The following is a 26,599-nucleotide window of genomic DNA, read 5'->3' on the forward strand; positions in this document are numbered from 1 at the left end:
TTCCTTGGGAGTGGAGAGCTAGGTGAAATTTGTCCAACTAATTGGCTGAAATCTGCTCTGTGGCGGGCGGCCAGGAATAGTGGAACTTTTTCCACTTGGGTCACTGTAGTCCTACATAAAATCAAAAAAATAACGGATCACATGGAAGAACACCGGCGAGGTGTAGGCCAGGCTGTCGACGCGGCTGAGGTAGCTGGTCTGCAGGGCGACGAATTTGTCATCGTCACCAATCAGCAGATCGCGCTTCAGTACGGATACCGTTAAGCTGCCGAAGAAGCCGGCGAGACTGATCAATACCCCGGAGAACAGCCCGAATATCGGGGTCAGCGGCGTGAAGTAAGGGTAGATCAGGTAAGATACCCCTGTGGTGACCACGAATGCGCAGGCGAAGCCTTCCCAGGTCAGATTCGGATTGGCGGTCGGTACGACCTTGCGCTTGCCAATATAGATCGAAGCCAGATAGTGAACGGCATCATTAAGCTGTGTAAGCACCACAAGGAACAGCACGAGTCCTGCTCCGTACTCCGGTGTGGCAAATTGGAAATAAGCCAGGTGGCTAAGCCCGAACACCATCAGCATAAGCCCCCACTGGGTAGCGCTGACGCTGCGCAGGAACCCGAGAGTACCTTTGTTAATAAGCCTGGGAAGCGGCAGGAGCAGGAAGACATACACCGGAATGAAAACGATGAACATGCCATACCACTCAATGTAGACCCAGTAGAATTGCAGCGGAATGGACAGGTATGCCCACAGGAACAGTCTGCGGTCGGCTTTTCTTGTACGGATCATGGAGAAATATTCCTTGAGCGCAAAGAAGGTCAGCACCATGAGGGACAGCAGGGACACGACCGGATTGAACAGCGTAGCCAGACAGAAGATGAAGAGCATGCCCCACCATGTTTTGAGGCGGAAGCCAATGCCTGTATAATCCTTGTCCTTTTGCATTCTGCTCACCACTACATATATTAAATGAATGGAAGATAGAACTGCTAATATAAGGAGTAATGTAAAAAGCGAGCTGTTCAAGCAATCACCAACTTGTCGCAGAATAGAATTCCAATTAAGGGGTCATATGTTATCATGAAGGAAATGTTCAAACATGATAAGGGGAAATTTTGCAGATGGATGCTGAGCACTCGGTTTTTATCCTGCTTACGAATACAGGAACGCTTTTTACCAAGCTTATACAAGGCTACACCAAGGCACCTTACAATCACGCTTCCATCGCCTTTGACCGCGCGCTGTCGGAGCTGTACAGCTTCGGGCGGAAGCATCCGAACAACCCGCTGAATGGCGGATTCGTGAGGGAGAATTTGCAGACAGGCACATTCAGCAAGTATCCGAATACGACCTGTGTGATCTACGAGCTTACAGTATCGGAACGTGAGGTCGAGAAAATGCGGCGTGTGCTGCACATCTTCATCCGCAGCCGTCAAAAATACCTCTATAACCTGCTGGGCATTATTGGCGTTGCCCTCAAAGAACCGGTGGAATTCAGCAATTCCTACTTCTGCTCGCAGTTCGTGGCGGAAATTCTGGACCGTTCCGGCATCAGGCTGTGGAATAAGCTGCCTGCGCTCGTTACGCCGGATGATTTCCGTCAGAGCGACAGGCTGCAATTGATATATCAGGGGAAATTAAGCGAATATGTGCCGGTGGAATGATTGCGGCTCATAACAACATGAAGTATTGAGAGGCGGCTGAGAGCTTGCAGCTTACAGCTTACAGCCTGTCCCTCCCCAATTGGGCAATGGCTTGATCGGCCAGTGGGCGCCGCTCCAGAAATTTTTGAATAACGGACTATCTTTTCCAATGAACAATCCGGTTGCGCCCTTCGTGTTTCGCCTGATACAGGGCCTTGTCTACCGCTTCAAGCAGATCGCTTTCGACTGAGAAATCATTGATGGTCAGCAATCCCATACTTATGGTAACGGATATAGGCTGGCCGTCATTGGCAATCATCACCTGATTGGCTTCCACGCTTGTCTTAATTTGCTCTGCTGTATGCAGTGCCTGGGATTCACCGATATGGGGTAAATAGATGATGAACTCTTCGCCGCCATAACGGGCAAATATGTCAGTCTTCCGCAAACACCGCTTGATGACCTCCACCGTGCTGCAGATCACTTCATCCCCGACCAAGTGGCCGTATGTATCGTTCACCTGTTTGAAATAATCAATATCGAGCAGGATCAGAGCAAAGGGATTATGCAACTTTCTGTTCTTCACCACCTCTGTCTCTAACTGCTGGGTCAGATAGTGACGGTTGTAGCAGCCGGTTAAGCTGTCGGTTATTGCCATCTGTTTAAGCTGCCGGTTGGTATGGAACAGCTTCTTCTGCACCTCGATCAACGCCTGGTTGCGCTCCTGCAGAATCATATTCTGATTATGGGTTTCTTCAATGAGACCCTGCAGCTCGCTGGTATCCTGGAACGTAATGATCCGTCCCACCCTCTCCCTGCTAACCAAAATGGGTGCAGCCTGAATGTGCAGATACCGCTTAATGGTTGGATGCAGTACTTCGATTTCGCTTGTTACCAGCGGACGCTCCCGGTAGGCCTGAAGGAATTCCTTAACGCTGATGCTTTCTCCCTGAAGAATATTCTCGATGCTGAAGCGGTCTCCGACATGCAGAGAGAAATGGGGGACCAGTGCCTGATTGATTTCTAATACCGTCTCGTTATCGTCGAGCACCAGGATACCCAGCGCAATCGTGTCCATTACATCCCGGTGGGCAATGGTTACAATATCAAATACCTTATCCTGGTCTATAGAAATTACAAAAAAGATCGCCGAAAGTAACATGCCAAGCGAAGTCATCCCCGGGATCACCGGCAGATACCGGTCCAGGACCACGTTCAGCAGAACATCCAGCATGATGCATACTGCCGCCGACAATAGGCCCTTGAGCACAAGCATAATCTGTGTTTTGACACGGGGAACCTTACTGTGAATCAGGGAAACGGTGATAACATATAGCGAAACGATGACATGGATAACGATGACGGCGATATAGAACCAAAAAATAGGCCCGTAGGTTCTTTGGACGTAGCTTCCGTTCACAGGCTGCACAAACCAGCCGAACGGATTCAGGATCAGGCCGAGCGAAGCCAGCGCTATAGGGACGGACAGGAGCAGAATGACCCTTTTCTTCAGAAACTGGATTTGTCCGGTTAATAAAATGGTAAAAAACATCCATCCTATACTCAGAAATGCTCCGTCTACAAAGGCGGCCTTCACATAAAATAGTTGAAAGATGGGATCATCGGTGGTTTTGATGGCAAACTGGCAGAAGGGCCACAACATCATGGAAAAATGAAAAGCTAAGTATACTTTGTGCAGTTTCGTTATTGTAACAGAGACAAAAACATAGACGAATAGTGCAAACAAAATAAAAAATAGTATCAGATCAATCCACACCACTAAACCCAATAAATTACACCTTCTTGCTAATATTAGTCTTATATGTGGGCTTTGGGCCTAAAGTCTTGCATCTTGCTTCTAATATATAATTAGGATGGCAAGAATACAACCTCCTTTAAAAAGTGCATACGAATATCAGTAAAAGAGTCAAGAGAGAAACGGTGAGTCTGCCGCATGGAAGGGCTGAAGCAGGAGCAACGGAAGTCCGGGTTCCACAAGCAAAATGGGCCGCACTTCCGCAGGTGCTGGGTGTGTCCGCCAAGCTGGGACGTATTTCTTTCGGGGGCTATTGCACATCTTGGGTATTTACATCATGAATATATCCGCCGCCGGGGGAACGCTGTTGGGATTCATCCGGGGAGCAGCCTATGCGTCCTAAGCAAATTGCTTCTCGTACACATCGACCTTATTTCCATGCTGATCCTTGCTGCTGCTGGTTTTGATAAAGCCGTTCCTCGTCCAAAATAACGCCCCGGTCTCGTTCTCCAACTGGACTGCCAACCGGGCCGACGTTACATTGTTCTGCTTCAAGTATCTTTCCAGCACATTCAGGGCTATAGATCCGATCCCCTGTCCGGCATAGCTCTTGTGAAGTATGAAAAGACCGATCCAAGGGGCGTTATCCCCCGGGTTGTTGGGCAGATAAGTAATAATGCCGATATACTGATTATTCTCCTTGATGTACAGCATCTTCTCGTTCATTTCAAGATTCTGCCGGTTCTCCTCGCGGATTTCCTCTGCGGTGAGGGCTTCTTTGTGCAGCACCATGAGGTTGAACGCAGGCTGTGAGTTGAGGATCGCGGCTTGAAGCGGGATACTTTCTGCGGACAACGGATCGGCAACGGGTTCTAAAGTAATCAATGGATACACCTTCCTTAATGATAGGGTAGAAATGCTGGATTTATGGATAACTATTTAAACGAATATCTAATTAGATAATAATAAAATTTATACTTGAAATCAAGGGACATGCTACAATAAATAGAATTTATCTAAGACTATTGTCGAGAAGAATGGAGAAATGAAAATATGAATGAATTGCCAAACTGCCCGCAATGCAGCTCGGAGTACACTTACGAAGACAGGGGACTTATGATCTGCCCGGAATGTGGACATGAGTGGGCTCAAGGCTCAGAGCATGCGGGCAGCGAGGACCAGAAGGCGGTTAAGGATGCCAATGGCAACATGTTGAGCGATGGAGATACGGTCACTGTAATCAAGGATCTGAAGGTCAAAGGCAGCTCTTCCGTACTGAAAATTGGCACCAAAGTGAAGAACATCAGGCTGGTAGAGGGCGATCATGATATTGATTGTAAAATCGACGGCTTTGGAGCGATGAAGCTCAAATCGGAGTTTGTCAGAAAAGTATAGGCACATAAGAATACGCTGCATTCTGTAATAAAGCCGCGGGGCGTCTGATATGATCTATCAGACCGTCCCCGCGGCTTTTCCATCTGTGTAGGAGCTATTATCTGTATGGGTAGAATACTTTCTCCTGCAGCAACTCAAGCGCATGCCCGATTTCAATGCGTTCCTCGTCGGATAGATTGTCAATGCGCCCGGCAAACCGGGAGGCGATACGCTGAAACGCTTCGTTCATCATAGTCTGCCCTTCGGCGGAGAGAGTGATGCCATGCCTGCGGCGGTCGGCGGCATCGACAATTTTGTCGCACAGATTTTTTCTGCTCAGCTTCTTCAGCTCACGGCTTGTGTTCGGCATCGACATGTTCATACAATCGCTGATCTCGCTGAGAGTGACAGGCTGGCTGACGGCGATATATTCGAGAATTCTATATTGAACGGGTGTCAGAGCATCCGACTTCACATTTTTGCTTAGTTCGCTTGTGATTTGATGGACGGCAGTCGTAAAGGTTATGAATTTCTGGAATAAATTATTCTTGTCCATAAAGATCACCTCCTGAGACACCATAGCAAAATAATTATCATAAAACAATTATCATATAATAATTATCATTTGACAACTAAATATAGAGATGCTAGGATTTGCTTATCAAATGATAAGTAAAGGAGTGGCGTTATGCACACGCTGATTATCTATACGCATCCGAACCATCAGAGCCTTAACTATGCTTTTATGCAAGAGGTGCTCCGGGGAATCCGGGAGAACACAAAGGTGACAGAGGTTAAGGTGCTTGATTTATATGAGGAGGGCTTCGACCCTGTTCTGGTATTTAATGAGCATAAGCGCAGGAGAGATATGGACAAGGACCCGGAGCTGGAGAAATACAGGGAGCAACTGCTGTGGGCGGACAAAATTGTCTTCATCTATCCAATCTGGTGGGGACGGCCTCCGGCCATGCTGCTGGGGTATATTGACAAGATGTTTGCTACGGGGTTTGCCTATAAGAATACAGGCGGACTGATGCCGGAAGGACTGCTGAAAAATAAATCGGTAGTGTGCATCTCCACGATGCAGGGGCCGGCCAATTACCCGCTGCTGTGGCTGCATAACGCGCACAAGGTGTTAATGCGCAAAGCGCTGTTCAACTATGTCGGCATGCGCAAAGTAAAATTCTTTGAGTTCGGCAGCATGGAGAGCAAGCGGGGCAAGCACGCTCAGAAGCTGGATAGAATCTATCAGTATTTCAAAACAATCAGCGAGTAAAAAAGCCGCCCTCGTTAGAGAGCGGCGTTATGCTTGCCTCAGGAATGTTGCAGGATTACCCAGTCAATGATTTTGCGGGCAATGCTCACTTGGGGCGGAATGACCGGGAGCTGGTCCAGCTCGAACCAATCGGCATGGTCCAGCTCCTCGCCGTCCACGGTGATCTCTCCGCTCTCGTATTCCGCCAGGAAGCCCACCATCAGGGAGTGGGGGAAAGGCCACTGCTGGCTGCCAAAGTAGGTAATGTTCTTGACCCGGATGCCTACCTCCTCCATAATCTCGCGCTGCACGCAGTCCTCCAGCGTTTCGCCGGGCTCGACAAATCCGGCAATCAGTCCGTACATGTTGTTCACAAAATGCGGGGAGTGGGCCAGCAGGAGCTTATTGTCCTTAAGAATTGCGGTAATTACCGCAGGGGCAATCCGGGGATAGCTGACCTGACCGCATGCCGGGCAGGTCCGTGAATGCTCGATTGGAGACAGGACAGTGCGGGCAGCGCATTTGCCGCAGAATTGATGGGTTTCATCCCAGGCCAGGAGCTGAATGCCTCTGCCTGCGAGATGGAACAGGTCTTCGTCCAGCAGCTCATATAAAGGGCGCAGCGGGCGGAAAGTCATGCCCTCAGGCTCCGCTGTCTCAGCGGCTACCTCTGCTGTGAAGCAGGGAATGTCTTCGAAGGTTCCCAGGTAAAGTGTTCTAATCGGAGTCATGGATAGCTCTTCAAGTGATCGTGTCAGAGGGATGCCGGTCTGCCCGCCGGTTTCCGTAACCAGCAGCTTGCCGGAGTGAAAGATCAGCCAATAGGCGGAACCGCTGAAGTCAGGCTCGGGGCTTACTGCCGGAGTATATCGTTTATAAATGCTTGCTCTTGGTTTAGACATGGCGCAGGACCTTTCTGAAAGTGAGTGTTTACTATTAAGAATAGCAAAAAGCGGGAAGGCTAACAATTATGCAATCAGCCTGCACACATTACGGCGAATGTACAGATAAAACGTGCTCTGGATGAGCCGTTTTTTTGTGTTTGACATTTCGCTTACATGTAACTAAAATGGTTACATGTAGAGAGGTTTTCTACAACAATCCCAGCAAGTATTAGGCACTGCATTATAAATATACCCCTATGGAGGAATGAAAAATGAAAATCGCATTCACAGGAGCAACAGGACATTTCGGTTCCATTGTGGCCGAAGCTTTGCTGAAGTCGGTACCGGCGGACAGCCTGGTTGCCAGTGTTAGAAATCCGGAGAAGGCAGAAAATCTGCGGGCCCGTGGAGTAGACGTTCGTCAAGGTGATTTCGACAAGCCGGAGACGCTGGATGCCGCATTTGCCGGAGTAGACCGGCTGCTGATCGTATCGGCAGACGGAGATAATGACACCCGGATTCGCCAGCATAAGGCGGCTGTTGATGCTGCCGTACGTGCCGGTGTCGGCTTCATCGCCTACACCAGTGTGGGCCGTGCCGACAGCAGCTCGCTGTTCCTCGCTCCAGTACACAAGGAAACTGAGCAATTTATCCGTGAATCCGGCATCCCTTACTCCTTCCTGCGCAATAACTGGTATCTGGAGAATGAGGCCGGCTCCATCCAGGCTGTACAAGCAGGAGCCCCTTGGCTGACTTCGGCAGGTGAAGGCAAGGTGGGCTGGGCAACACGCCGCGATTATGCTGAAGCGGCAGCAGCCGTACTGACAAGCGAGGGTCATAACAATACTGTCTATGAATTGTCCGGCACACCGGTAACCCAGGCCGAGCTTGCGGCAATTGTCGGAGAAGTACTTGGCAAGGAAGTTCAGGTACAGCAGGTTGATGATGCTGCGTATTCCAGCATTATGGCCGGAGCGGGAGTGCCGGAAGCAGCTCTTCCCATCGTAGTCGGAATCCAGCGCGCAATCCGCGAAGGCGCACTCGATATTACCAGCGGCGATTTCGCGAAGCTGCTGCAGCGTCCGCTTACACCGCTTAGCGAAGGCGTAAGAGAGCTGCTGAAGGCTTAAGCTGTTCTAACTTCAGACTTATCTTCAATGAAAATGACAATCCCCTCGCCATCAGATCAGGCGAGGGGATTGTTTGCATTCTGCAGCAGTTCGCTGACCGCAGCAGCCAGCTCCGTGTCATTCTCCGCTGCAAGCCATGCCTCAGGAATCAGGACATAGCAGCCGGAGCTGCTTGCCAGATGGCTGTAAATGATTTGGGCTTCGTCCAGCTTGTGGCGGCTGATTTCCTCTGGCTCCCTGCGCACTAGCTTGCCGAAGCTGTCCGTAATGGCTGTCTGTATGACGCCGCAGAGCCGCTCCATTGGCATATCCCCCGCCTCCAGCCTGGAGCGGAAGATAATCTCGCTGCCTTTGATCAGCATAAGCTTAAGGGTCTGTTCGTTTATTGGCTCAAGGACGGCAATGTTCTGGTTCTGCGCAGTGAAGCCGATGACCTTCTCCTTCTGCAGCAGGGAACGGACGGCGGTGACATAATCACGGTATTTGGCCGCGGTCTCGAACTCGAAATTGTCCGCAGCGGTGTTCATGCGCCGCTCCAAATCATTCAGGATGCCATTGTCATTCCCTTGCAGCAACTCAATAATACGGTCAATAATTTCATCGTACTGCTGAAGCGCCGCCCCGCCCCCGCACATGCCGATACATAAGCCGAGCGAGTGGTTGAGACAGCGGGTGTTTTTGGCATGGGGCGTGCTGCAAAGAATCTTCTGGCATTCCTTAATCCCCTGCAATGCACGTTCAACTGTACTCCTGCTCGTATAAGGTCCAAAATACAGGCTGTCCTCATACTCGCCCGGATCATAGGTTACGGCTAGCTGACGGTAAGGAGTATCTGTGCGGAGGGCAATATAGCTGTAGGCGAGCGGATTTTTCATTTTTTTATTGTACATCGGTTTGATTTCCTTAATGAGCTGGCACTCCAGCAGAAAGGCTTCAAATTCCGTATCGGTGAGCCTGTAATCGAGATCCCTGATGTGTTTGATGAGCTGCTTAACCTTGGGGGAATGACCCTTGGAATTGTAAAAATAGGACTGTACCCGTTTCTTTAGCTGTTTGGCCTTGCCGACATAGATGATATGTCCCAGACTGTCCTTCATCAGGTAGACGCCGGGCGATAACGGGAGGTCCGCTACCTTCTCTGTCAAATCCATGAGGTTCCCTCCAAGTTCGCGTTCTCTAGTAATTTTCAGTATAAACGATGTGACATAATCCACAAAGCCAACTATGAAAACCCTCTATCATAAATAACAGGAAGATTGAAAGCAACGAGGCTGGGGGGCTTTTCATGAAATATTCAATCGGCGAGTTTGCCTCAATTCTGGGCGTGACGGCGGATACATTGCGGCTCTATGAGAAGCATGACATTGTCCGCCCCATGAAGGATCATCATAACAATTACCGCTATTTCAACGATTTGGATGCCAGAAATTTACTGTCGAGCCGCTGGTACCGGAGTATGCAGATTCCGCTGCAGGATGTCGCCGGGCTGATCAATGACGCTCCTGCCGAGCAGGTCCTGGAGTCTATCGCCACCGCACAACTGCAGCTAGAGGAAGAAATCAGACGCAGCACCCTGCTGCTGGATAAGATCAATGAAATCCACACAGAGCTGCGGAGTATCGGCGAAGCCTTTTATACATGCCGAATCAAGCGGGTTCCCGGAATGTATAGAGTCCAGCAGACGAACAAAAATCATTTGCTGCAAAAGGATTGTATCAAAAGAACGGTGCAAGCCTGGATGGAGCTGCTGCCCTTTACGTTCTATTCCTTCAGAATCGAGAACATGGAGGATATTGCGGGAAATGCAGAGCTGGAATATAGCTGGGGGCTGGCTTTGGTTGAAGAGGATCAGCAGCGTCTGGGCGTTAGTATTAACGAGAGCATGGAGTACATAGAGCCGTCCACCTGCATTTCTGCAGTGATTGCCAGCTCCTATGAGGAGGATCTTGGGCGGGAGGCTTTCCAATTTATGCTGGATTATGCCTGCGGGCAGAGCTACGCCATCACCGGCGATATCTGGGGCAAGATTCTGTTCACGGAAAGAAGGAGCGCAGGAAACACGACTTTTCTTGAAATCAACATTCCGATTGCGAAAAATTTCACATAACATTCATTGACCTTGGTGCCGCACCAAGGTTTAGACTCTGTGCGTAGGCTAGCGGTCCCTCCAGAAAGAGACAGGGGGCTGCGCACTAATCACACAGGGGGGAAACCAATGCGTAAGCAAGCACAGAACAAAATGTTATTGTTATCCGTGTGTCTCGTCATGATTCTGTCGTTAATCAGCGGTTGCAGCGGCAATAATTCGGCTGAGCCAGCCGCTTCGGAGCAGCCGTCAGCATCGGCGTCGGCATCGCCTGAAGCGACACAGCAGGCAGCAGAGGACAACGGGGTACCGGCTTCTTTTAAAGCAGGAACCTATAAGGCGGAAGCCGACGGGAAGGACGGAAAGATTCAGGTGGAGGTCACTCTGGATGCAGAGTCCAAAATTACCGACATTAAGGTGGTCAGCCAGAATGAGACCGCAGGGATCGGTGTTGAAGCCATCAACAAGATCAAGGATGAGATCATCGCAGGCCAGACCCTGGCGATTGATGCTGTCAGCGGGGCTTCCGAATCCAGTAAGGCCATTCTGACCGCTGTTGAAGATGCTGTGAAGCAGGCTGGCGGCAACGTGGAGGCATTCAAATCCAAAACGGTAGCCAAAGCCGGCGAAGGCAAAACCGAGCAGCTCTCGGCGGATGTTGTCGTTGTAGGCGCGGGCGCATCCGGTGTGTCGGCAGCCGTCTCGGCGGCAGACAAGGGCGCAAAGGTTATTCTCATTGAGAAAACAGCGACCATCGGCGGAGCGAGCAATCTGTCCTGGGCGGGCAAGTTCTACAACTCTTCGGCTGCTGTCAGCAGCGGGCTGAAGGTAAATGTAGAGAAGGAAATCTCGGAATGGATCGTTAACAATCACTGGAGAGTTGATGCGGCGGCCATCCGCCAGTATGTGACGAAGTCCGGTGAAACCTATGATTGGCTGAACAAGAAAGGCTACAAAACCACCTTTATCAACTTTGCCGGAGAACAACTGCATATGCTTCCGGCCTATGAAACCCGCCAGCCGACACTCAAGGCGATGCTGGCTGCATCGGTAGAGAAGGGCGGCGGACAGGTCCTCACCGAAACAACCGCCAAGAAACTGATTACCGGCGCTAACGGTGAAGTGACTGGTGTAGTAGCTCAGAAGGCTGACGGCACGACACTTGAAATTACCGGCAAGAGCATTATCATGGCCACCGGCGGTTATGCCGGGAATAAAGAAATGGTTAAAGAGGCCTTCGGCTTTGAAGGTGTCAACGGCGGCTTAGGCCAGAATATCGGCGAAGGGCTGAAGATGTCCTGGGATGCCGGAGCCAAGGTTCCCGATAATTTCGGCGGGCAGATGCTGCACCAGACGCTGGCCCGGGCGACCGAGAAGCTGAAAGCACAGTATAAGCCGTTCGAGGCCAGCTATCCGCTGATGCTCTCTTACCTGCCTACGCTGATGAATGTCGGACCTTCGGGAGCGAGATTCAGAGACGAAGCGGCTACACTCACCGCCGTAGCTGCTGCGAATACCAGTGCTTTTAACGGCGCGTATCACTTGGTAATCGTCTCGCAGGCACAGATCGACGCCTTGAAGGCCAAAGGGATGAATGGTGTAAAAGCGCCCGCGCTGCCGGGAATGCCGCCGGAATTCTACGCTTCCTTCAAGGATCAATTCAAGCTGGATAACCCTTGGAAGGATGCCGATAAAGTATTCGAATCCATGGTCGCTAACGGCGATGGATATAAAGGCAACACCATTGAAGAACTAGCGAAGAATGCCGGCATGGACGCCGCTGTATTCAGCGATGCCTTCAAGAAATATCAGGAGGCAGCGAAGACAGGGGTAGACACCGAATTCGGCAAAGCGAAGGAATATCTGCTTCCGATGGGAGAGAGCGGTCCATACTACGCCGTTATCGCTGAGATCAACAATCTGGGCTCGGTTGGCGGACTGCTTGTAAATACAAAGTTCCAGGTGCTGAACGACAAACGCGTGCCGATCAAAGGCCTGTATGCGGTAGGACTTGAATCCGAAGGCGTAATGTATAATGACACTTATGTCGGCAACGGCGTAGGTCTCGGCTACTCCTTCACCTCCGGCCGTCTTGGCGGCGAGGATGCGGCAGCAGGAGCTTTAGGCAAATAATAATTAGCGTTGAGCATAAGGGGGGAGCCTGCGGCTTTCCTCTTTTCGCGTGGTATCGTTTCAGGTTATTTTCGTGATACAATAATATGGAAATCGGTGGATATCCGCTGGTTATATTGACAAAGGGGTTAATTCTTATGGTGATCAAATTCGGTAACTGCCCGGTGCGGTTGAGGGAACCTGATAACAGGATGTACCGGGCGTAAGACAAATAATGTTATCAGTTTGATAGATCAACTGCACCTGTCCGCATAGCTGTTATTTTACTAGAATGCGAGAGGGGTACAGAATATGAATGTCAAGGAATGGAAGAAGCAATGGCTGCAGGAGGAACAGAGAGTCTTCAAGGGCTGGGATTTCTCATCGCTGGACGGGCGTATGGCAGGGGATGGACCGCCTTGGAGCTATGAAGCGGCTGTTAGACAATATATAAATGACAAGACCACCCTGCTGGACATGGGCACAGGCGGAGGGGAGTTCCTCCTTTCTCTGGACCCGCCGCGGGGGAAGACGTTTGCCACGGAAGCATACCCACCCAATTATGAGCTGTGCAAGAAGCTTTTGCCGCCACATGGCATTGAGGTCAGACAGGTGTTCAGCGACGATAAGCTGCCGTTTCCGGACGGGTTCTTCGATGCGGTGATCAACCGTCATGAGTCATTTTCGATTCAAGAGGTGTACCGGATTCTGAAGCCGGGCGGTGTGTTTGTAACCCAGCAGGTGGGCGGGCAGAACAACCGGGCTTTGTCGGCATTGCTGCTAGGGAAAGAGGCTGTGGCAGTAGATGAAGCTTTTTACCTGGATACGGTTTCTGATGAACTGCGGCGGGGCGGATTTACCGTGTCTTCCGCTGCGGAATGTTTCCCCGAGCTTAGGTTCTATGATATAGGGGCGCTGGTATATTTCGCGAAAATCATTGAATGGGAATTTCCCGGCTTCACCGTGGAGAAATGCTTCGACAAGCTCTGTCTGCTCCAGCAAAGACTTGCGCAGGAAGGCTGCATCCGCAGCACGGAGCACAGGTTTTTCATTACGGCCGGCAAATAGCCGGGCAATGGAATATCAAGCTGCGGCTTGACTTATAGGCGGTTGCGCCAAGCTCTTCAAATCGACCACTTCGGCTTGCCGGAGTGGTTTTTGCTTTTTGGAGAAATGGGCACCGTTTCTTCTTGGCATATTTACGAATTAAGCAATTTTCTCACGTAGCCGATATATAGGTAATGAGTATCAGAGAAGGGAGGAATGCTAGGTGAATATTCCCATAAACGGAATCAATCCCATCTCCTTAACCCGGCCGCCGCAGCAGCAAGAGATCAAAGCTTCTACTGAGATTTCTCCGCTTAGCTTCACTGCAACCCTGGCGGCTGTTACCGCTGCAAGCCAGGCGCAGGTACAGAGAATTAAGCGGAGATATGGCTTGAATGTCGGCATTCTATCGGTTGATAGTGACGAGAAGGAAATTGCAGACCATAGTGCAGGTGACAGCCTGCCGGAGCTTGTGATTGCTCCAAATATACTGCAGCAAATGGCAAGGGACATTGTCTTAAGCAAGAAGGTGTACGGTTATATTGATGATTTCATCAATGAAGATCCGAAAGGTCTGAATCATATGGGGCAGAAGCCGGGGATGAAAACAACGGGCCGCAGTCTGATAATACATATGGACGGCACATTCACAGTGCTAGGGTCATCTTCGGCAGCCTCTCCAGAGGAAGCGGGGAAGCAGCAGGAACTGAAGAAAAAAGTGCGGGAAACCTCTGGAGGGCTCCAGGCGTTTCAGCCGGCGCTTCCGGTCTTATCCAGAAACCTGCTTCCCCTGCAAGGAGATGCTCATTCGGTTTCGGATGCAGTCTCCGTGCGAGAAGCACCGTCGCAGGAGTGGCTGCACCAGATTTTGCTGATGCGGGCCATAAGATCACACAGAGGTCACTAACTTCACATGGAGGCAGCGTTTAGGATTCAGTTGGATAGATCCATCTGAGGACCAGCTTCTTAAGCGGCGCCCTCCATGCCGGTGGAGGAGCCTGATCTGTTATAATCATATGGATTTCATGAAGATCGGCTATTTTTGCTACGGTACGCTTATCAATTTTTGAGGAATCCGCTATGACGATCGCCGTCTCCGAGTTGCGAATCATTTGCCTTGTGAATACAGCCTTCTCATAATCATAGCTTGTAATGCCGTTCTCCAGGGAGACACCGTCAACAGAGACAAAGGATTTATTGACATAGAAATCCTTCATAACCTTCTCGGCGATCGGGCCGGACACCCGAAGATGCTTGGCGCTGACTTCACCGCCAATGAAGATCAGCTTACCGTTGAAGGTTCCGCGTTTCTGGAATTCAATCAGCAGCATGAGGGCTGGTACGGAATTCGTTAATAGGGTCAAATGCTGCTTGCCTTCCAGGCAATGAATAATTTGCAGCGCCGTGCTGCCTTCATCCACAACAATAACATCATTATCCTCGATTAACCCTGCGGCCAGAACACCGATTTTGCGTTTGGCTTCAACATGCACGCCCTCTCGTTCCAAGAGAGGAGGCTCCACCTCGGCCTTGAACTTAACCGCACCGCCATACACCTTTTTCAGTTTATTCTCTTTCTCTAGCTCGTCGAGGTCTCTGCGGATCGTTTCTGTGGACACTTCGAACAGCAAAGAGAGCTCGCTTGCGATCACTTTACCTCTCTCATTAAGAAGAGTCATGATCGTCTCTTTTCTTTCTTCGCTGGCAAGAGACACCCTGCCCTACCCCCTTCATGGTCATATAAATATCATAGCGGAACGATAGCCATTGAAGATAAGTATATCCAAATACCCAAGCTAAAGACAAGAATCGCAATCCAGAAGGCTCCGCGCGAACAATAGCCCATCCCCCTGCATAGCATGTAGCACCAACTTGCTGGATAGGGAAAGGGGGACGCATTCAATATGGGCATTCAGCTTACAGCCATTCACTGGGTTTATCTGGCCTTTATTGTGTTTATTCTGGTGCTGCTGATCCGGCGGCGCGATACGACGATGATCTGTGTGGCTGGTATTTTTGCCTTGGGCCTGCTTGCAACGGAGACGCTTAGCGGTTCCGTATCGGGGATTTTCAATTCTTTCGTTTATGCCACCAAGGAGCTGCTCGGGACGATTATGATTATCTCCATTATTGTGGCGATGAGCCGGATTCTCATCATCACCGGCATCAACGAGACGATGGTTGCCCCGGTCACCCGGTTTCTCCGCACGCCAGCGATGGCATATTGGGGAATTGGGCTAATTATGATGGTGACCTCCTTCTTCTTCTGGCCTTCGCCTGCGGTCGCTCTGGTAGGGGCGGTCCTGCTGCCGGTGGCGATCCGGGTAGGGTTGCCTGCGCTTGGTGCCGCAATGGCAATGAATCTGTTCGGGCATGGAATTGCGTTGTCCGGCGATTACATCATTCAAGGCGCGCCGAAGCTCACCGCAGATGCAGCGGGACTTCCGGTCTCCAGTGTGATGGAAGCGAGCATTCCGCTTGTTATAGTGATGGGGCTTGTCACCACAGTCACCGCATTCTGGATGATGCGCCGTGACCAGAAGAACGGCACCTGGAGAGACGGACTGGTCTCCGTCAAAGGCACAGGCGGGAAGCTCAGGGGACCGGATGCGAATTCAGTGGAAGAGGCTCCGGTACAGCTCGCTCCCCGTCTGAGGCAAGCACTGGCCATCGTCGTTCCGCTGCTCTTTCTGCTGGATGTAGCGGCGATGTTTGCGCTTGGCCTGCAAGGCGGAGATGCCACGGCCCTTGTCGGCGGAACAGCCGTATTCATTCTGATCGGCATTACACTGCTGGCCCACCGCAATCAAGGCCTGGAGAAAATCACCTCATACCTGATCGAAGGCTTCGTCTTCGGCTTCAAAGTATTCGGTCCGGTCATTCCGATTGCCGCCTTCTTCTACCTTGGCGACTCCGCCTTTGCCGAGCTGTTCGGCAAGGTGCTGCCGGAGGGCTCGCACGGCATCGTGAACGATCTTGGCGTCGCTCTGGCGAACGACGTGCCGCTTAACGGTGCTGCAGGAGCCGTAACGATGACGGTGATCGGGGCGATCACCGGTCTCGACGGCTCCGGCTTCTCCGGCATCTCGCTGGCCGGCTCGATTGCCCAGCTATTTGCCGCCGCCATTCACTCCGGCGCGGCAACGCTGACCGCCCTGGGCCAGGTGGCCGCCATCTGGGTTGGCGGCGGCACCCTGATTCCGTGGGCGCTCATTCCGGCGGCTGCCATCTGCGGCGTCAGCCCGTTCGAGCTGGCCCGGCGCAATCTGAAGCCGGTCCTGCTTGGGCTTACGGCGACGACAATTGTCGCCATGTTTCTGGTCTAGCTGCTGCGGAAGGATGCATAAGATTACCTCTCTCCAACCATGCTAAAAGGGAACAGAAGGCGTGCCTGAAGGGAGAGATATAGATTATGAAGCATTACGAGTCCAGTCAGCGGACTAACAGCACAGTGGATCAGGCGCAGGATGCGGTGACCCGGCTGCACAATTCAGTAAGCCAGGCGCTCAGCCATCCGAGCGAACAGACCATCACCCAGGCGGAGAATAGTCTGGAGCATGCCGAAGAAGCGGTCCGCCATGCCCCGGAAGGCTCGGTGGAAGGTCATGGGGTGGATTTAACCTTAGAACGGCTGGAAGCTGAAAAAAGCAGACTCGCTGAAGTGGAGAACCTGAAGGAAAAGCAATAAGCGTCACCATTTCAAATACAAATGTATGTAACAACCGACTGCTTTGGCATTTCCGGCTTAATCCGGGGATGCTTTTTTGTATGGCCCTCTACGCTGGAATGGAGTGGGACCTGTTCTTGCATGTCCCTATAGAAGTTACTATGATTGAGTGAGAGCTAATACCACAGGCTAATACCACAGAGCAGAATGTCCGGCGTGACCCGCCGGTAACGGGGAGTGGACAGTATGGAACAGTTGAAGCTTGGAGATTCGCGCACAAAGCTGATGGAACAGGCTGAATCGTTCATTCGGCAATGCTATGCGGAACTGGAGAAAACGGAACAGCAAGCGGCAGAACGCATTCAGGCCATATACAGGGAAGTGGAGCAATCCGGCACTTATATACATACAGAGGAAGAGCTGGCGCATGGTGCAAAAATGGCCTGGCGCAACAACAGCCGCTGCATCGGACGATTATTCTGGCAGAGTCTTCAAGTCGTTGACGCCAGGGCGGCTGAGACCGCAGCGGAGGTGGCGGCAGCGCTGCTGCGGCATGTGGAACAAGCGAATAATGGCGGACGTATCCGCCCTACGATGACCGTCTTCCACAGTAGCAAGGATGCCGGGCAGGCAATCCGGATTTGGAATCATCAATTGATCCGCTATGCCGGCTATCCGGCTGAGAATGGTCATGCCAGGAAGGGTGATCCAGCATCGGATGCTTTTACAGCGGTCTGCAGGCGGCTGGGCTGGGAGGGGAGTGGCGGCGACTTTGATGTGCTGCCGCTGGTCGTCAGCATCGGTAATGAACCGCCGTACTGGTTCGCTATTCCGCCGGAGCTGGTCCAGGAGGTCCCGCTGAGCCATCCTGAAATTGAACAGTTCCCGGAGCTTGGACTGCGCTGGTATTCGGTTCCGATCGTTTCCGACATGCTGCTGGAGATTGGGGGGATTGCCTATACGGCGGCTCCTTTTAACGGGTGGTACATGGGGACGGAAATCGGTTCCCGCAATCTCGGAGATGCTGATCGCTATAACCGTCTCCCGGCTGTTGCGGATCTGCTTGGCCTGGACCGCTCCAGCAATTCGTCATTATGGAAGGACCGGGCACTATTGGAATTGAACCGTGCCGTACTCCATTCCTACAAGCAGGCCGGGGTCAGTATTGTAGACCATCATACCGCAGCCGAGCAGTTCGTCCGTTTTGAGGAACGGGAGCAGGAGCAGGGACGCCAGGTGTCCGGCAAGTGGGGCTGGTTAATTCCGCCGATGTCTCCGTCGGCTACACCGATATGGAATGACAACAAGCTGAAGGACCTGAAACTTAGCCCAAAGCTTGTCTATCAGAAGCCGGTGTATGCCGATTGGCCGGGGCAGGGTGTGGAGGTTGAACCAGAGATTATTGCTCACAGCCAAGCTTCAGAATCCCACGCGGACCACACGGCAGAGCCGGTCTGTCCCTTTCATCATCCGAAATAAAGAGGCCTATAGTCGAAAATTTACATTCCTGCCGATATAATAGATTGAACACAAATAATTGATGAAGAGAGATGATCCTTTGATCGGACGCAGTGGCAACCCTACGCTGAATGACAAGACCTTTGAGCGTGAAGAGCGGTACTCGGGGCAGGAACGCATGAGCATTAACGGAACAGTCAACAAAACTTTTATTACATTGACCATTCTGCTGGCAGGAGCCTTTAGTGCCTGGTCAATGTATTTCAACGGTCAGGAGGTAGGCGCTCTTGCAATCGGGGGCGTGATTACCGGGTTCGTGCTCGCGCTGATCATCAGCTTCAAGCCGGCAACCGCACCTTATCTGGTACCTTTTTATGCGCTTGCCGAAGGGTTGTTCCTCGGCGCTCTGTCGGCGTCGTATGAGACTTTGTATTATGGCATAACGCTCCAGGCCGCCCTGTTGACGGTAAGCATATTTGTGGCTTTGCTGCTTGCCTATAAGACAAGAATCATCAAGGCAACGGAAAATTTCAAGCTTGGCGTATTCGCCGCGACAGCCGGAATTGCCCTTATGTATTTGCTTAGCTTTGTGCTCAGAATGTTTGGTGTTACGATACCTTATCTGCACAGCAATAGTATGATCGGCATCGGCATCTCGGTTGTTATCGTCATCGTGGCTGCGTTAAATCTGGTGCTCGACTTCGATTTTATTGAAAAAGGGGCAGAACAAGGCGCTCCAAAATACATGGAATGGTACGGAGCATTCGGCCTCATGGTCACACTGGTATGGCTTTACGTTGAGATTCTTCGCCTGCTGGCCAAGCTGCGTAGCCGCGATTAAGCTCAGTTAGACGGATTCGTTCAAGTACAACAGTTAGGCCTCACGTGAGTGAGGCTTGTTCTATTAACGCAGAAACGGATGCAACCTCTGCCGGAGGACGGCGTAGCCGTTTCCACTTGATTAACGCTGAAACGGCTGCCTGAAAGCGACACGGGGTATCGCTGCTACGGAAGCATAGGCTTTTGCAAGAATGGGGAAGCCGTTTGTGCTTGCCGGATTTTTAAAATAGAGGCTTGCTAAGTTTATAGCATGAGGGTATACTTTTTACCAAGGCAGTGATTGATCAATCACTAAATATTGCGAAAAGAGGAGGACATGATGAACAAGCAATCGGGAAGCGTGCGGACAAGGACAGACGAGGCCACCTCAGTGAACCGCCGGGAGCAGATATTGGAAGCGGCTGTAGTTGTGTTTGCGGAGCATGGCTATTTCAAGGCGACTACCGCCCGGGTAGCGGAGAAAGTGGGAATATCCCAGCCGTATATTTTCAAGCTGTTTAAGAACAAGGAGGAGCTGTTTGTGGCGGCGCTGGACCGGGCTTTTGAACGGACAATCCGCACTTTTACAGCGGTGGAGGCTTCCGGGGAAGAACTGCTCGGGGAAGCAATCCGGGTGTATGAGCAATTGATGGAGACGCATCCCAGCGAGATCATTCTTCAGGTGCAGGCGCTTGGAATCCGCGATGAAGCCATTCGCCGGTCTATGCAGACGGGTATGCAGCGGATAACCAGCCTGATGGAAGAAAAGTTCACAGCAGCCGGTATGGCACATCCCGAAGTCGAGGTTAGTACGTTTATGGCCAACGGCATGCTCTGCCATGCTGCGATGGCACTGGAGATGCCGGAGCTGAAGCCGAAGCATTTGGAATGAACTTGGCAGAACGGGAGGGAAGATTGCGGATTGCGGATTGAACCAGTATGGCAGCAGTTCTGAATCTGTGGCTTCGGACGCAGCCTTTGAGGTTCGGGGCGAGCGGGATTCGTCGTATCCATCCTTCTGTTTCTTAACGGACCATAAAGACCTTATTTCCCGAAAGTGGTACATTTAGCCAAGCTAACGGACCGTGAAGCGCTTATTTCCGCTTCGGTAGGTATATTTGGGGTGAATGTCCGCCCATAACGGCGCTGGAGTCCATTAACTTGCAGAAAAATGATCTCCAGTAGAAATAAGAGCTGCTCAGTCCGTTACAAACGGGCAGACTCTTCCGATTAGGAGATGATTCTTGTTCGTGGGGCCTGATACGCCTGACAGCGTGATCTCCACGCCCTGATCCGTTTGGCGGAGTATTGTTTGAACTCCAACATTTAGAGTTTGACGATCTACCAGGGGAAGTCCTGAGTTCTCTTAAAGCTATAAGTAGTGATTAATCAATTATCGAGTAATCATTAACACTATACAATCGCATTCCCTGTACACTCAAATTCACAAACACTATACAATCGCAATCACAAATACATTCAAATTCGCAATCACTATGCAATCGCATTCACAGTACACTCAAATTCACAAACACTAAACAATCGCATTCCCTGTACACTCTGATTCACAAACACTAGACAATCGCATTCCCTGTACATTCAAATTCACAAACACTAAACAATCGCATTCACTATACATTAAATTCACTATGCATTCGCTACACATTCAAATCCACCATGCAATTTCCACAGTCGCAGTCGTTATCTCTAGGCACAATTTTTTTTAATTCTTAGATAGTGATTGGTCAATAACAAATAATTATTAGGAGGAAGTACAATGACAAATCAAGTGAACAAGGTTCTCGTATTAGGTGCAACCGGAGGAACAGGAACAGTTATTATTGCCGAGCTGCTGAAAAGGGGGATCGAAACAGTCGCCTTTGGACGGTCCTTGCCGAAGCTGAAGCAGCTTGCAGCCAGACTGGGTAATCCGGCGGGACTGAGCCTGAAGGCGGGAGATGTATTCAGTGCGGACGATGTTTTTGCTGCCGGACAGGGGGCGGATGTTATTGTTCACAGTGCTTCGGTGCCTTATAACGAAATGACCACCAGACTGCTCCCGATGGGAGAGGCTGTAATGGAAGCCGCGGACAGGCTGGCTGCCAAAGTAGTCGCGGTAGACGGAATTTACCCCTACGGCAGAAGAAAGGATGAGCAGCCGATCAGCGAGGATTTCCCCAAGAACCCGCATACGAAAAAGGGAAAAATCAAGCTTGAGTTCGAGCGGATGTTCTTCAGCCCGCGCTGGAACCGGAGCAAGGGGATGATAGTCCGCCTGCCGGATTATTATGGTCCCACTGCCAATGATGCCTCGTATTTGGGCACGACATTTGAGGCGATTGCTGCCGGCAAACTGGCGATGTTCATCGGCAATATGACGGTTCCGCGTGAATATGTCTATCTGCCCGATGCTGCAGTCATGATTGTCGAGCTGGCCTTAAGAGAAGAAGCCTACGGGCAGAACTGGAACATTCCCGGGGCGGGCACCATCTCAGGCAAAGACATCGTCCGCCTCGCCCGGGCGGCAAGCGGCAAGTCGGGTCCGGTTCTCCCGGTGGGCGCATTCGGCTTATCGCTGCTTGGCCTGTTCATTCCGGTCATGAAGGAGATTGTGGAGATGCTCTATCTGACGAAGGAGCCGCTGCGGTTAAGCGGCCGAAAGTACGAGCGTTTCGCGGGTCCCATCCCGGCAACCTCATTTGAGGATGGCATTAGAGAGACGATTAGCGCGATCCAGAGCCGGCAGGCGAAGATGCCTGAGCGCCGTTTATAATATACAGCAAGCCCGCAGAAGCTAAGGGATAGATAAGCTGCGTTCACTCTGCATAGTCAGGGTTCTTGAACTGTGATACTATGTATGTCTATATCCAAGAGGGAAGTGAGCTACAATGATCAGCATTACCATTCCAACGCCGGATGTTGCGATTACGAAGCAGGACAATCCTGAACTCAGCCATATTTACGGATTCACGGATTTCCACCTGATCACCCGGGAAAAGGGCGGCATCTTCATGTTCTACAACGACAAGGATGAGCTGCTGTTCGTGGGTAAGGCGAGAAAGCTGAGACCGCGGATCAAAAAGCATTTTGAAGATACAGTCTCCGTAATGAAGCCGCACCGCGACGAAGTTACCAAGATTGAGGTATGCATCGTTGATGACCCCGTTGACCGGGAAATCTATGAGACCTACATTGCGAACAAGCTGAGAGCTAAATACAATGTGGAAAAAGTGTTTTATAAATAAGCTGTTAAGAGCAGGAAGCGTGGTCCAAATGGATTGCGCTTTTTTTGTTGCCTGTAAATATTGACACTTAGTATAAAATGATATAAAAGTATAATATGATATAAAGTATCATAATTAATAATACCAAGATGGAGGACCACCAAATGTCGAAGAGAGTAGCAGGCTTCAAGGAAGTTACACCGCAGCTTCAGGCGCTCGCAGGGGGAAAAGGCGCGATGCTGAGCATACTGTACCAGAAAGGTTATCCTGTACCCGAAGGCTTCGTGGTATTTCCGGCGGCGCTGGAGAGCGGAGCTTTACAGGAGGGAGTCAGGGAAGAGATTATGGAGCAGGCGGCGGCTATACGCAGCAAGCACCCGGGCGCAAGGTTTGCCGTAAGGTCTTCGGGGCTGCGCGAGGACTCGGCGGGCGCTTCCTTTGCCGGAGAATTTGAGTCTGTACTGGATGTGGAGACAGATGAGCAGCTATGGGCAGCCCTGGATACGGTATATCAATCCCAATTCACTGAAAGAGTGCAGGTCTACAGCAGCGTTCAAAGGATTCATGAGGTTCATTCCCTGGCGGTTGTCGTTCAGCGGATGGTTCCGTCCGAGTTGTCGGGCGTTTTGTTTACAGCGGACCCCGTTACGGGCAGCCGGCTGTTCATGCAGGGGAATTATGTGCACGGATTAGGAGAGCAACTGGTATCCGGTGAGGCCAACGCCCGCCTGTTCACCCTGTCCCGTCCCAAGGGCAAATATGAAGGGCCTCCGGAATGTAAAAAATATGCGTCTCAGCTATACCGCCATGCCCGCAAAATTGAGCAGCTCATGGGCTGTCCGCAGGATATAGAATGGGCTGCTGTAAGCGGCAAGCTGTATTTGCTGCAAGCGCGTCCGATCACTACCTTAAGTCCGGGCAACCGCGATCATTTTGAATGCAATGATGCTTTAACCGGAGATTTCCTGTGGACTAACACCAATGTAGGGGAGTCGATTTCGGACGTGTTCACCCCGCTGAGCTGGTCGTTTCTCCGTGCCCTGGATGAAGAGCACAATGTAATTCCGGGCCACTATTTGTTGTCGGGCAATATTTGCGGACGGGTGTATTCCAACATCAGCTTGCCGATCAGCGTTTTTGCCACATTTGGTCTGCGTTTGCAGCCGCTGCTGCGCAAAATGAGCGATCTGTTCGGGGAGATTCCGCAAGGAGCGTCCTTGCCGATGTATCCTTTTTCGAAGCTGGAACTGATCAGGAAGCTGCTGCCCCGGATAAAATACAGCGCAAGACGCACACGCCAGGCTGTCCGGGCGTTGCCGCAATTGGTGGAGGAGACGCCGGAATGGTGCCGGACGGCCCGGGCGCGGCTGCAAGACATCCGCAGCAGGGAGGAGCTGCTGCTGTTCTGGAACCGTGAGCTATGGCCCCAAAATGTAAAGCTGTTATGGGCGGCCCTAGAGGGGGCGAGCGCTCCCATGCAAAAGCATGTCAAGTATAAGCTGAAGCTTAGCAAGCTGCTGGGCAGTGAAGCTGCGGAGCTCCTGCTCTCGAATATTGGCGATGGCGCAGAACTGGAGAGTCTGGGGCCGCTGCTGGGTATTTCCAAGATTCTCTCGGGAAAGCTGAGCCGTGAGGAGTATTTGCGGAAATACGGGCATCGCGGGCCGCATGAGGTCGAGCTGTCCACCCCCGATGCCTCCGAGGATGAGGCTTGGCTGGAGCGGCAGCTTGAGCAATATCATAATTCCCATGCCGATGTGGAGGAGCTGGTCAGCCATCAGCAGGAGCTGTATGCCGCTGCCAGGGAGAAGCTGCAGGCGCAGTTTCCGGGGAGATCTGCCAAGATTCTCCGCCAAATAACGGCTGTTCAAGAGGGGCCGCGGGTGCGTGAAGCGATCCGCTCGGAATGGACGAGAGTGACCCGCACGAATCGGGCTTTTGCGCTCAAGGCGGGTGAACTTTCCGGGATTGGGGAGGATGTATTTTTCCTGTACCTGGATGAAATTCTGAACTGGCTGGCAGGCGGGGAGCTGCCTGGACTGTCACATATTGCGGCGCGTAAGGAAACCTATGCCAGATATAAGGCCTTGCCGCCTTTGCCGCCGGTGATCAGAGGGAGATTCGATCCGTTTATCTGGGCCAAGGACCCTGAACGCAGACGGGATATCTATGATCCCGAAGCCCCGGTGCAGACTGTTCACGGGTCTGAGGAGCTGCGGGGATTTCCCGGGGCGGCAGGGCGGATTGAGGGCGTTGTGCGCGTGCTTGCCGAGCCTGAGGATGGGGGACAACTGCTGCCTGGAGAAATTCTGGTGGCTGCGGTGACCAATGTGGGCTGGACGCTCTGTTTTCCAAGGGCTGCGGCGATTGTAACTGATATTGGCGCGCCGCTGTCCCATGCGGCGATTGTCGCCAGAGAGCTGGGCATACCCGCTGTTGTTGGCTGCGGCAATGCCACCGCGAGACTACACACAGGGGACCGGGTAATCGTTGACGGAGCCAGAGGAATCATCCAGATGGTCTCGGCTTCAAGCCATGTTCGTGATAAACTGGAAAGGGACGAGATTCCGGGAATAATCATCGGGGAGTGAACGGTTTGACGTTGAATCATCGGCAAGCAGGCTTACGTGAACGCAAAAAGGCAAAAACGATGGCAAGCATTCAGATGCACGCGCTGCGGCTCTTCCGCGAGCTTGGCTATAAAGCGACAACTGTGGAGCAAATCGCAGAGGCTGCGGAGATTTCCTACAGCACTTTTTTTCGCTATTTCTCTTCGAAGGAAGATGTGCTGATTATTGATAACTACGATCCTCTGCTGATCTCCTCCTTTGAGAGCCAGCCGGCTGAGCTGAGTCCGCTCCAGGCGCTGCGCAATGCTATGCTGTCGGGTGTTAAGGAGATGACTCCCGGGGAGCTGGCGACGATGCGTGAGCGGAACGAGCTGGTGATGTCCGTCCCCGAGCTGCGGGCGGCGATGCTGAATAACATGCTGAGCATGATGGACTTAATCATTGATATGACCTGTAAGCGCACGGGCCGGCAGCGGGAGGATATCGCGGTGCGCACCTTCGCCGGGGCGGTCACAGGTGTCAATATATCGGTGATGCTGCATTATGCGGAGCATGCGGAAGCCGATTTTTCCATTTTGCTGGGGGAGGCTTTAAGCAAACTGGAGGAGGGCTTGACGCTGTAGGGAAGGAGCAATGCTCCGGATCAATTTTATAGGCAACGACACAGGGGCACTCCGGGCGGGTGTCTTTTTTTTGACATCACAATGCTGTAAAAGGCTGAAGTAGGCCTTAGGATACAATTAAGAAATTTAGATATTAAGGCTCACTTACATCCAGGCTAAATCAACTATAATAAATGCGTATACGCTCGACATTTTTTGACATTTTTAATGGGGTGATAGGATAGATGGCGACACCTTTTTTCAAGAAGAAAGATGCGGTGGACAAGCAGCTCAGGCCTGACATGGTTCAAAAGATTCAAGAGGCGGAAGACCCGTCTGAGGAAGCTGAAGCCTATGAGTCTGGAGGCAGCCTTAACGGGGTTATCTCCACGGGGAAAGCGCAGCTTGACAAGAAGTCGCTGGATTTGATTTTTGCGGTGGAACAGATGATCCAGGCCAGAGCGCATGCCGAGACGACCATCCATGAGCTGCAGGACCGGTTGACCCATTCGGGCGGGCATGTGGAGCGTCTGAACAAGGACCTGAAGAATTTGAATAAGGTCATTGAGGACCGGGAGAAGAACATCCGGGAGCTGGAGCATAAATTGGTGGAAAGGAACCTGAAGGTGGATCAGGTAATGGAAGATTACCGCGAGCTGCACACCACCCTGGCTTCGGATATGGATGAGCTTAAGAGCACTATCGAGCTGGAGCAGCAGAAGTACGCCAATCTTGTGCAGAAGCATAATGATGCCATTTCAGACAAGCTGAAGAAAATGAACGAGCAGGAAGAAAAGATCGGACGTCTTGAAACGGAGAACGCCCATTTGAAGCAGAAATATGATACGGTCCGGCAGGAGAAAGCCTACCTCTCCGGCATGATCAGCGATTTCACCACCCGTATGACGGTACCCTTTGGGAGCAGTGCCCTGCCGGTTGAACCGAATGACGCGAATGGAGATACATAGGTCT

General features: G+C 51.6%; 25 protein-coding genes. 18 read left to right on the forward strand and 7 right to left on the reverse strand.

Annotation, left to right across the window (positions count from 1 at the left end):
* Nucleotides 1-111: 111 nt before the first annotated feature.
* Nucleotides 112-1,026: a phosphatidate cytidylyltransferase gene (locus B212_RS0128430; RefSeq protein ID WP_028531083.1), complete on the reverse strand. Its 915-nt coding sequence runs from the start codon at nucleotides 1,024-1,026 to the stop codon at nucleotides 112-114.
* Between the two features lie 95 nt (nucleotides 1,027-1,121).
* On the opposite strand from B212_RS0128430, the gene B212_RS0128435 reads away from it, so the two are divergent.
* Nucleotides 1,122-1,664 carry a hypothetical protein gene (locus B212_RS0128435; protein WP_019914725.1) on the forward strand — a complete coding sequence of 181 codons (543 nt, stop codon included), beginning with the start codon at nucleotides 1,122-1,124 and terminating at the stop codon, nucleotides 1,662-1,664.
* Nucleotides 1,665-1,800: 136 nt separating this feature from the next.
* Here the strand turns inward: B212_RS0128435 and B212_RS0128440 are convergent, their stop codons facing one another.
* Complete coding sequence (locus tag B212_RS0128440; RefSeq protein WP_332258153.1) at nucleotides 1,801-3,423, reverse strand: histidine kinase N-terminal 7TM domain-containing diguanylate cyclase; 1,623 nt, start codon at nucleotides 3,421-3,423, stop codon at nucleotides 1,801-1,803.
* 375 nt (nucleotides 3,424-3,798) lie between these two features.
* On the reverse strand, nucleotides 3,799-4,284 hold the full coding sequence (locus tag B212_RS0128450; RefSeq protein WP_019914728.1) for a GNAT family N-acetyltransferase: 486 nt from the start codon (nucleotides 4,282-4,284) through the stop codon (nucleotides 3,799-3,801).
* 168 nt (nucleotides 4,285-4,452) lie between these two features.
* Here B212_RS0128450 and B212_RS0128455 point away from each other — a divergent pair, with 168 nt between their 5' ends.
* Nucleotides 4,453-4,794: a zinc ribbon domain-containing protein YjdM gene (locus tag B212_RS0128455; protein ID WP_019914729.1), complete on the forward strand. Its 342-nt coding sequence runs from the start codon at nucleotides 4,453-4,455 to the stop codon at nucleotides 4,792-4,794.
* 97 nt (nucleotides 4,795-4,891) lie between these two features.
* On the opposite strand, the gene B212_RS0128460 is transcribed toward B212_RS0128455, so the two are convergent.
* Nucleotides 4,892-5,329 (reverse strand): MarR family winged helix-turn-helix transcriptional regulator, encoded by a 438-nt coding sequence (locus B212_RS0128460; RefSeq protein ID WP_019914730.1) that lies wholly within the window; start codon nucleotides 5,327-5,329, stop codon nucleotides 4,892-4,894.
* A 132-nt stretch (nucleotides 5,330-5,461) separates the two neighbouring features.
* Between B212_RS0128460 and B212_RS0128465 the strand changes: the two genes are divergently transcribed.
* A complete protein-coding gene (locus tag B212_RS0128465; protein WP_019914731.1) occupies nucleotides 5,462-6,049 on the forward strand; it encodes an NAD(P)H-dependent oxidoreductase in 588 nt (195 codons plus the stop codon).
* A gap of 38 nt (nucleotides 6,050-6,087) precedes the next feature.
* On the opposite strand, the gene nudC is transcribed toward B212_RS0128465, so the two are convergent.
* A complete protein-coding gene (gene nudC, locus B212_RS0128470) occupies nucleotides 6,088-6,930 on the reverse strand; it encodes an NAD(+) diphosphatase (protein WP_019914732.1) in 843 nt (280 codons plus the stop codon).
* A 254-nt stretch (nucleotides 6,931-7,184) separates the two neighbouring features.
* Between nudC and B212_RS0128475 the strand changes: the two genes are divergently transcribed.
* A complete protein-coding gene (locus B212_RS0128475; protein ID WP_019914733.1) occupies nucleotides 7,185-8,042 on the forward strand; it encodes an SDR family oxidoreductase in 858 nt (285 codons plus the stop codon).
* Between the two features lie 56 nt (nucleotides 8,043-8,098).
* Here B212_RS0128475 and B212_RS0128480 read toward each other — a convergent pair whose 3' ends face one another.
* Nucleotides 8,099-9,193 (reverse strand): UvrB/UvrC motif-containing protein, encoded by a 1,095-nt coding sequence (locus B212_RS0128480; protein WP_019914734.1) that lies wholly within the window; start codon nucleotides 9,191-9,193, stop codon nucleotides 8,099-8,101.
* Between the two features lie 134 nt (nucleotides 9,194-9,327).
* Between B212_RS0128480 and B212_RS0128485 the strand changes: the two genes are divergently transcribed.
* From B212_RS0128485 to B212_RS0128500, 4 genes are all read left to right on the forward strand, one after another.
* Nucleotides 9,328-10,149: a MerR family transcriptional regulator gene (locus B212_RS0128485; RefSeq protein WP_019914735.1), complete on the forward strand. Its 822-nt coding sequence runs from the start codon at nucleotides 9,328-9,330 to the stop codon at nucleotides 10,147-10,149.
* Nucleotides 10,150-10,257: 108 nt separating this feature from the next.
* Nucleotides 10,258-12,261, forward strand: coding sequence for an FAD-dependent oxidoreductase (locus tag B212_RS0128490; RefSeq protein ID WP_019914736.1), 2,004 nt, complete (start codon nucleotides 10,258-10,260; stop codon nucleotides 12,259-12,261).
* A gap of 291 nt (nucleotides 12,262-12,552) precedes the next feature.
* The gene (locus B212_RS0128495) at nucleotides 12,553-13,308 is read left to right on the forward strand and encodes a class I SAM-dependent methyltransferase (protein WP_019914737.1); all 756 of its coding nucleotides are present in this window, start codon (nucleotides 12,553-12,555) and stop codon (nucleotides 13,306-13,308) included.
* 202 nt (nucleotides 13,309-13,510) lie between these two features.
* Complete coding sequence (locus B212_RS0128500; protein WP_019914738.1) at nucleotides 13,511-14,194, forward strand: DUF6033 family protein; 684 nt, start codon at nucleotides 13,511-13,513, stop codon at nucleotides 14,192-14,194.
* A 19-nt stretch (nucleotides 14,195-14,213) separates the two neighbouring features.
* On the opposite strand, the gene B212_RS0128505 is transcribed toward B212_RS0128500, so the two are convergent.
* Nucleotides 14,214-15,002: a DeoR/GlpR family DNA-binding transcription regulator gene (locus B212_RS0128505; protein ID WP_019914739.1), complete on the reverse strand. Its 789-nt coding sequence runs from the start codon at nucleotides 15,000-15,002 to the stop codon at nucleotides 14,214-14,216.
* A 189-nt stretch (nucleotides 15,003-15,191) separates the two neighbouring features.
* On the opposite strand from B212_RS0128505, the gene B212_RS0128510 reads away from it, so the two are divergent.
* The 10 genes from B212_RS0128510 to B212_RS0128555 all read left to right on the forward strand — a co-directional run bounded on the left by B212_RS0128510 (nucleotide 15,192) and on the right by B212_RS0128555 (nucleotide 26,595).
* Nucleotides 15,192-16,613 (forward strand): hypothetical protein, encoded by a 1,422-nt coding sequence (locus B212_RS0128510; RefSeq protein ID WP_019914740.1) that lies wholly within the window; start codon nucleotides 15,192-15,194, stop codon nucleotides 16,611-16,613.
* 86 nt (nucleotides 16,614-16,699) lie between these two features.
* Nucleotides 16,700-16,975, forward strand: a complete 276-nt coding sequence (locus B212_RS0128515) for a hypothetical protein (protein ID WP_019914741.1) — start codon at nucleotides 16,700-16,702, stop codon at nucleotides 16,973-16,975.
* Nucleotides 16,976-17,200: 225 nt separating this feature from the next.
* The gene (locus B212_RS0128520) at nucleotides 17,201-18,433 is read left to right on the forward strand and encodes a nitric oxide synthase oxygenase (protein ID WP_019914742.1); all 1,233 of its coding nucleotides are present in this window, start codon (nucleotides 17,201-17,203) and stop codon (nucleotides 18,431-18,433) included.
* A 79-nt stretch (nucleotides 18,434-18,512) separates the two neighbouring features.
* Nucleotides 18,513-19,253 (forward strand): Bax inhibitor-1/YccA family protein, encoded by a 741-nt coding sequence (locus B212_RS0128525; RefSeq protein WP_019914744.1) that lies wholly within the window; start codon nucleotides 18,513-18,515, stop codon nucleotides 19,251-19,253.
* A gap of 318 nt (nucleotides 19,254-19,571) precedes the next feature.
* Nucleotides 19,572-20,123: a TetR/AcrR family transcriptional regulator gene (locus B212_RS0128530; RefSeq protein WP_019914746.1), complete on the forward strand. Its 552-nt coding sequence runs from the start codon at nucleotides 19,572-19,574 to the stop codon at nucleotides 20,121-20,123.
* A gap of 885 nt (nucleotides 20,124-21,008) precedes the next feature.
* Nucleotides 21,009-22,004 carry an NAD-dependent epimerase/dehydratase family protein gene (locus tag B212_RS0128535; RefSeq protein ID WP_019914747.1) on the forward strand — a complete coding sequence of 332 codons (996 nt, stop codon included), beginning with the start codon at nucleotides 21,009-21,011 and terminating at the stop codon, nucleotides 22,002-22,004.
* Between the two features lie 115 nt (nucleotides 22,005-22,119).
* Nucleotides 22,120-22,476 carry a nucleotide excision repair endonuclease gene (locus B212_RS0128540; RefSeq protein WP_019914748.1) on the forward strand — a complete coding sequence of 119 codons (357 nt, stop codon included), beginning with the start codon at nucleotides 22,120-22,122 and terminating at the stop codon, nucleotides 22,474-22,476.
* A 143-nt stretch (nucleotides 22,477-22,619) separates the two neighbouring features.
* Entirely contained in the window at nucleotides 22,620-25,046 is a 2,427-nt protein-coding gene (locus B212_RS0128545) for a PEP/pyruvate-binding domain-containing protein (protein ID WP_019914749.1), read from the forward strand.
* 5 nt (nucleotides 25,047-25,051) lie between these two features.
* On the forward strand, nucleotides 25,052-25,648 hold the full coding sequence (locus B212_RS0128550) for an acyl-CoA-like ligand-binding transcription factor (protein WP_028531085.1): 597 nt from the start codon (nucleotides 25,052-25,054) through the stop codon (nucleotides 25,646-25,648).
* A gap of 224 nt (nucleotides 25,649-25,872) precedes the next feature.
* Complete coding sequence (locus B212_RS0128555) at nucleotides 25,873-26,595, forward strand: hypothetical protein (RefSeq protein WP_019914751.1); 723 nt, start codon at nucleotides 25,873-25,875, stop codon at nucleotides 26,593-26,595.
* Nucleotides 26,596-26,599 lie beyond the last annotated feature (4 nt).

The organism is Paenibacillus sp. HW567, assembly GCF_000374185.1.
Taxonomy (GTDB): Bacteria; Bacillota; Bacilli; order Paenibacillales; family Paenibacillaceae; genus Paenibacillus_AQ.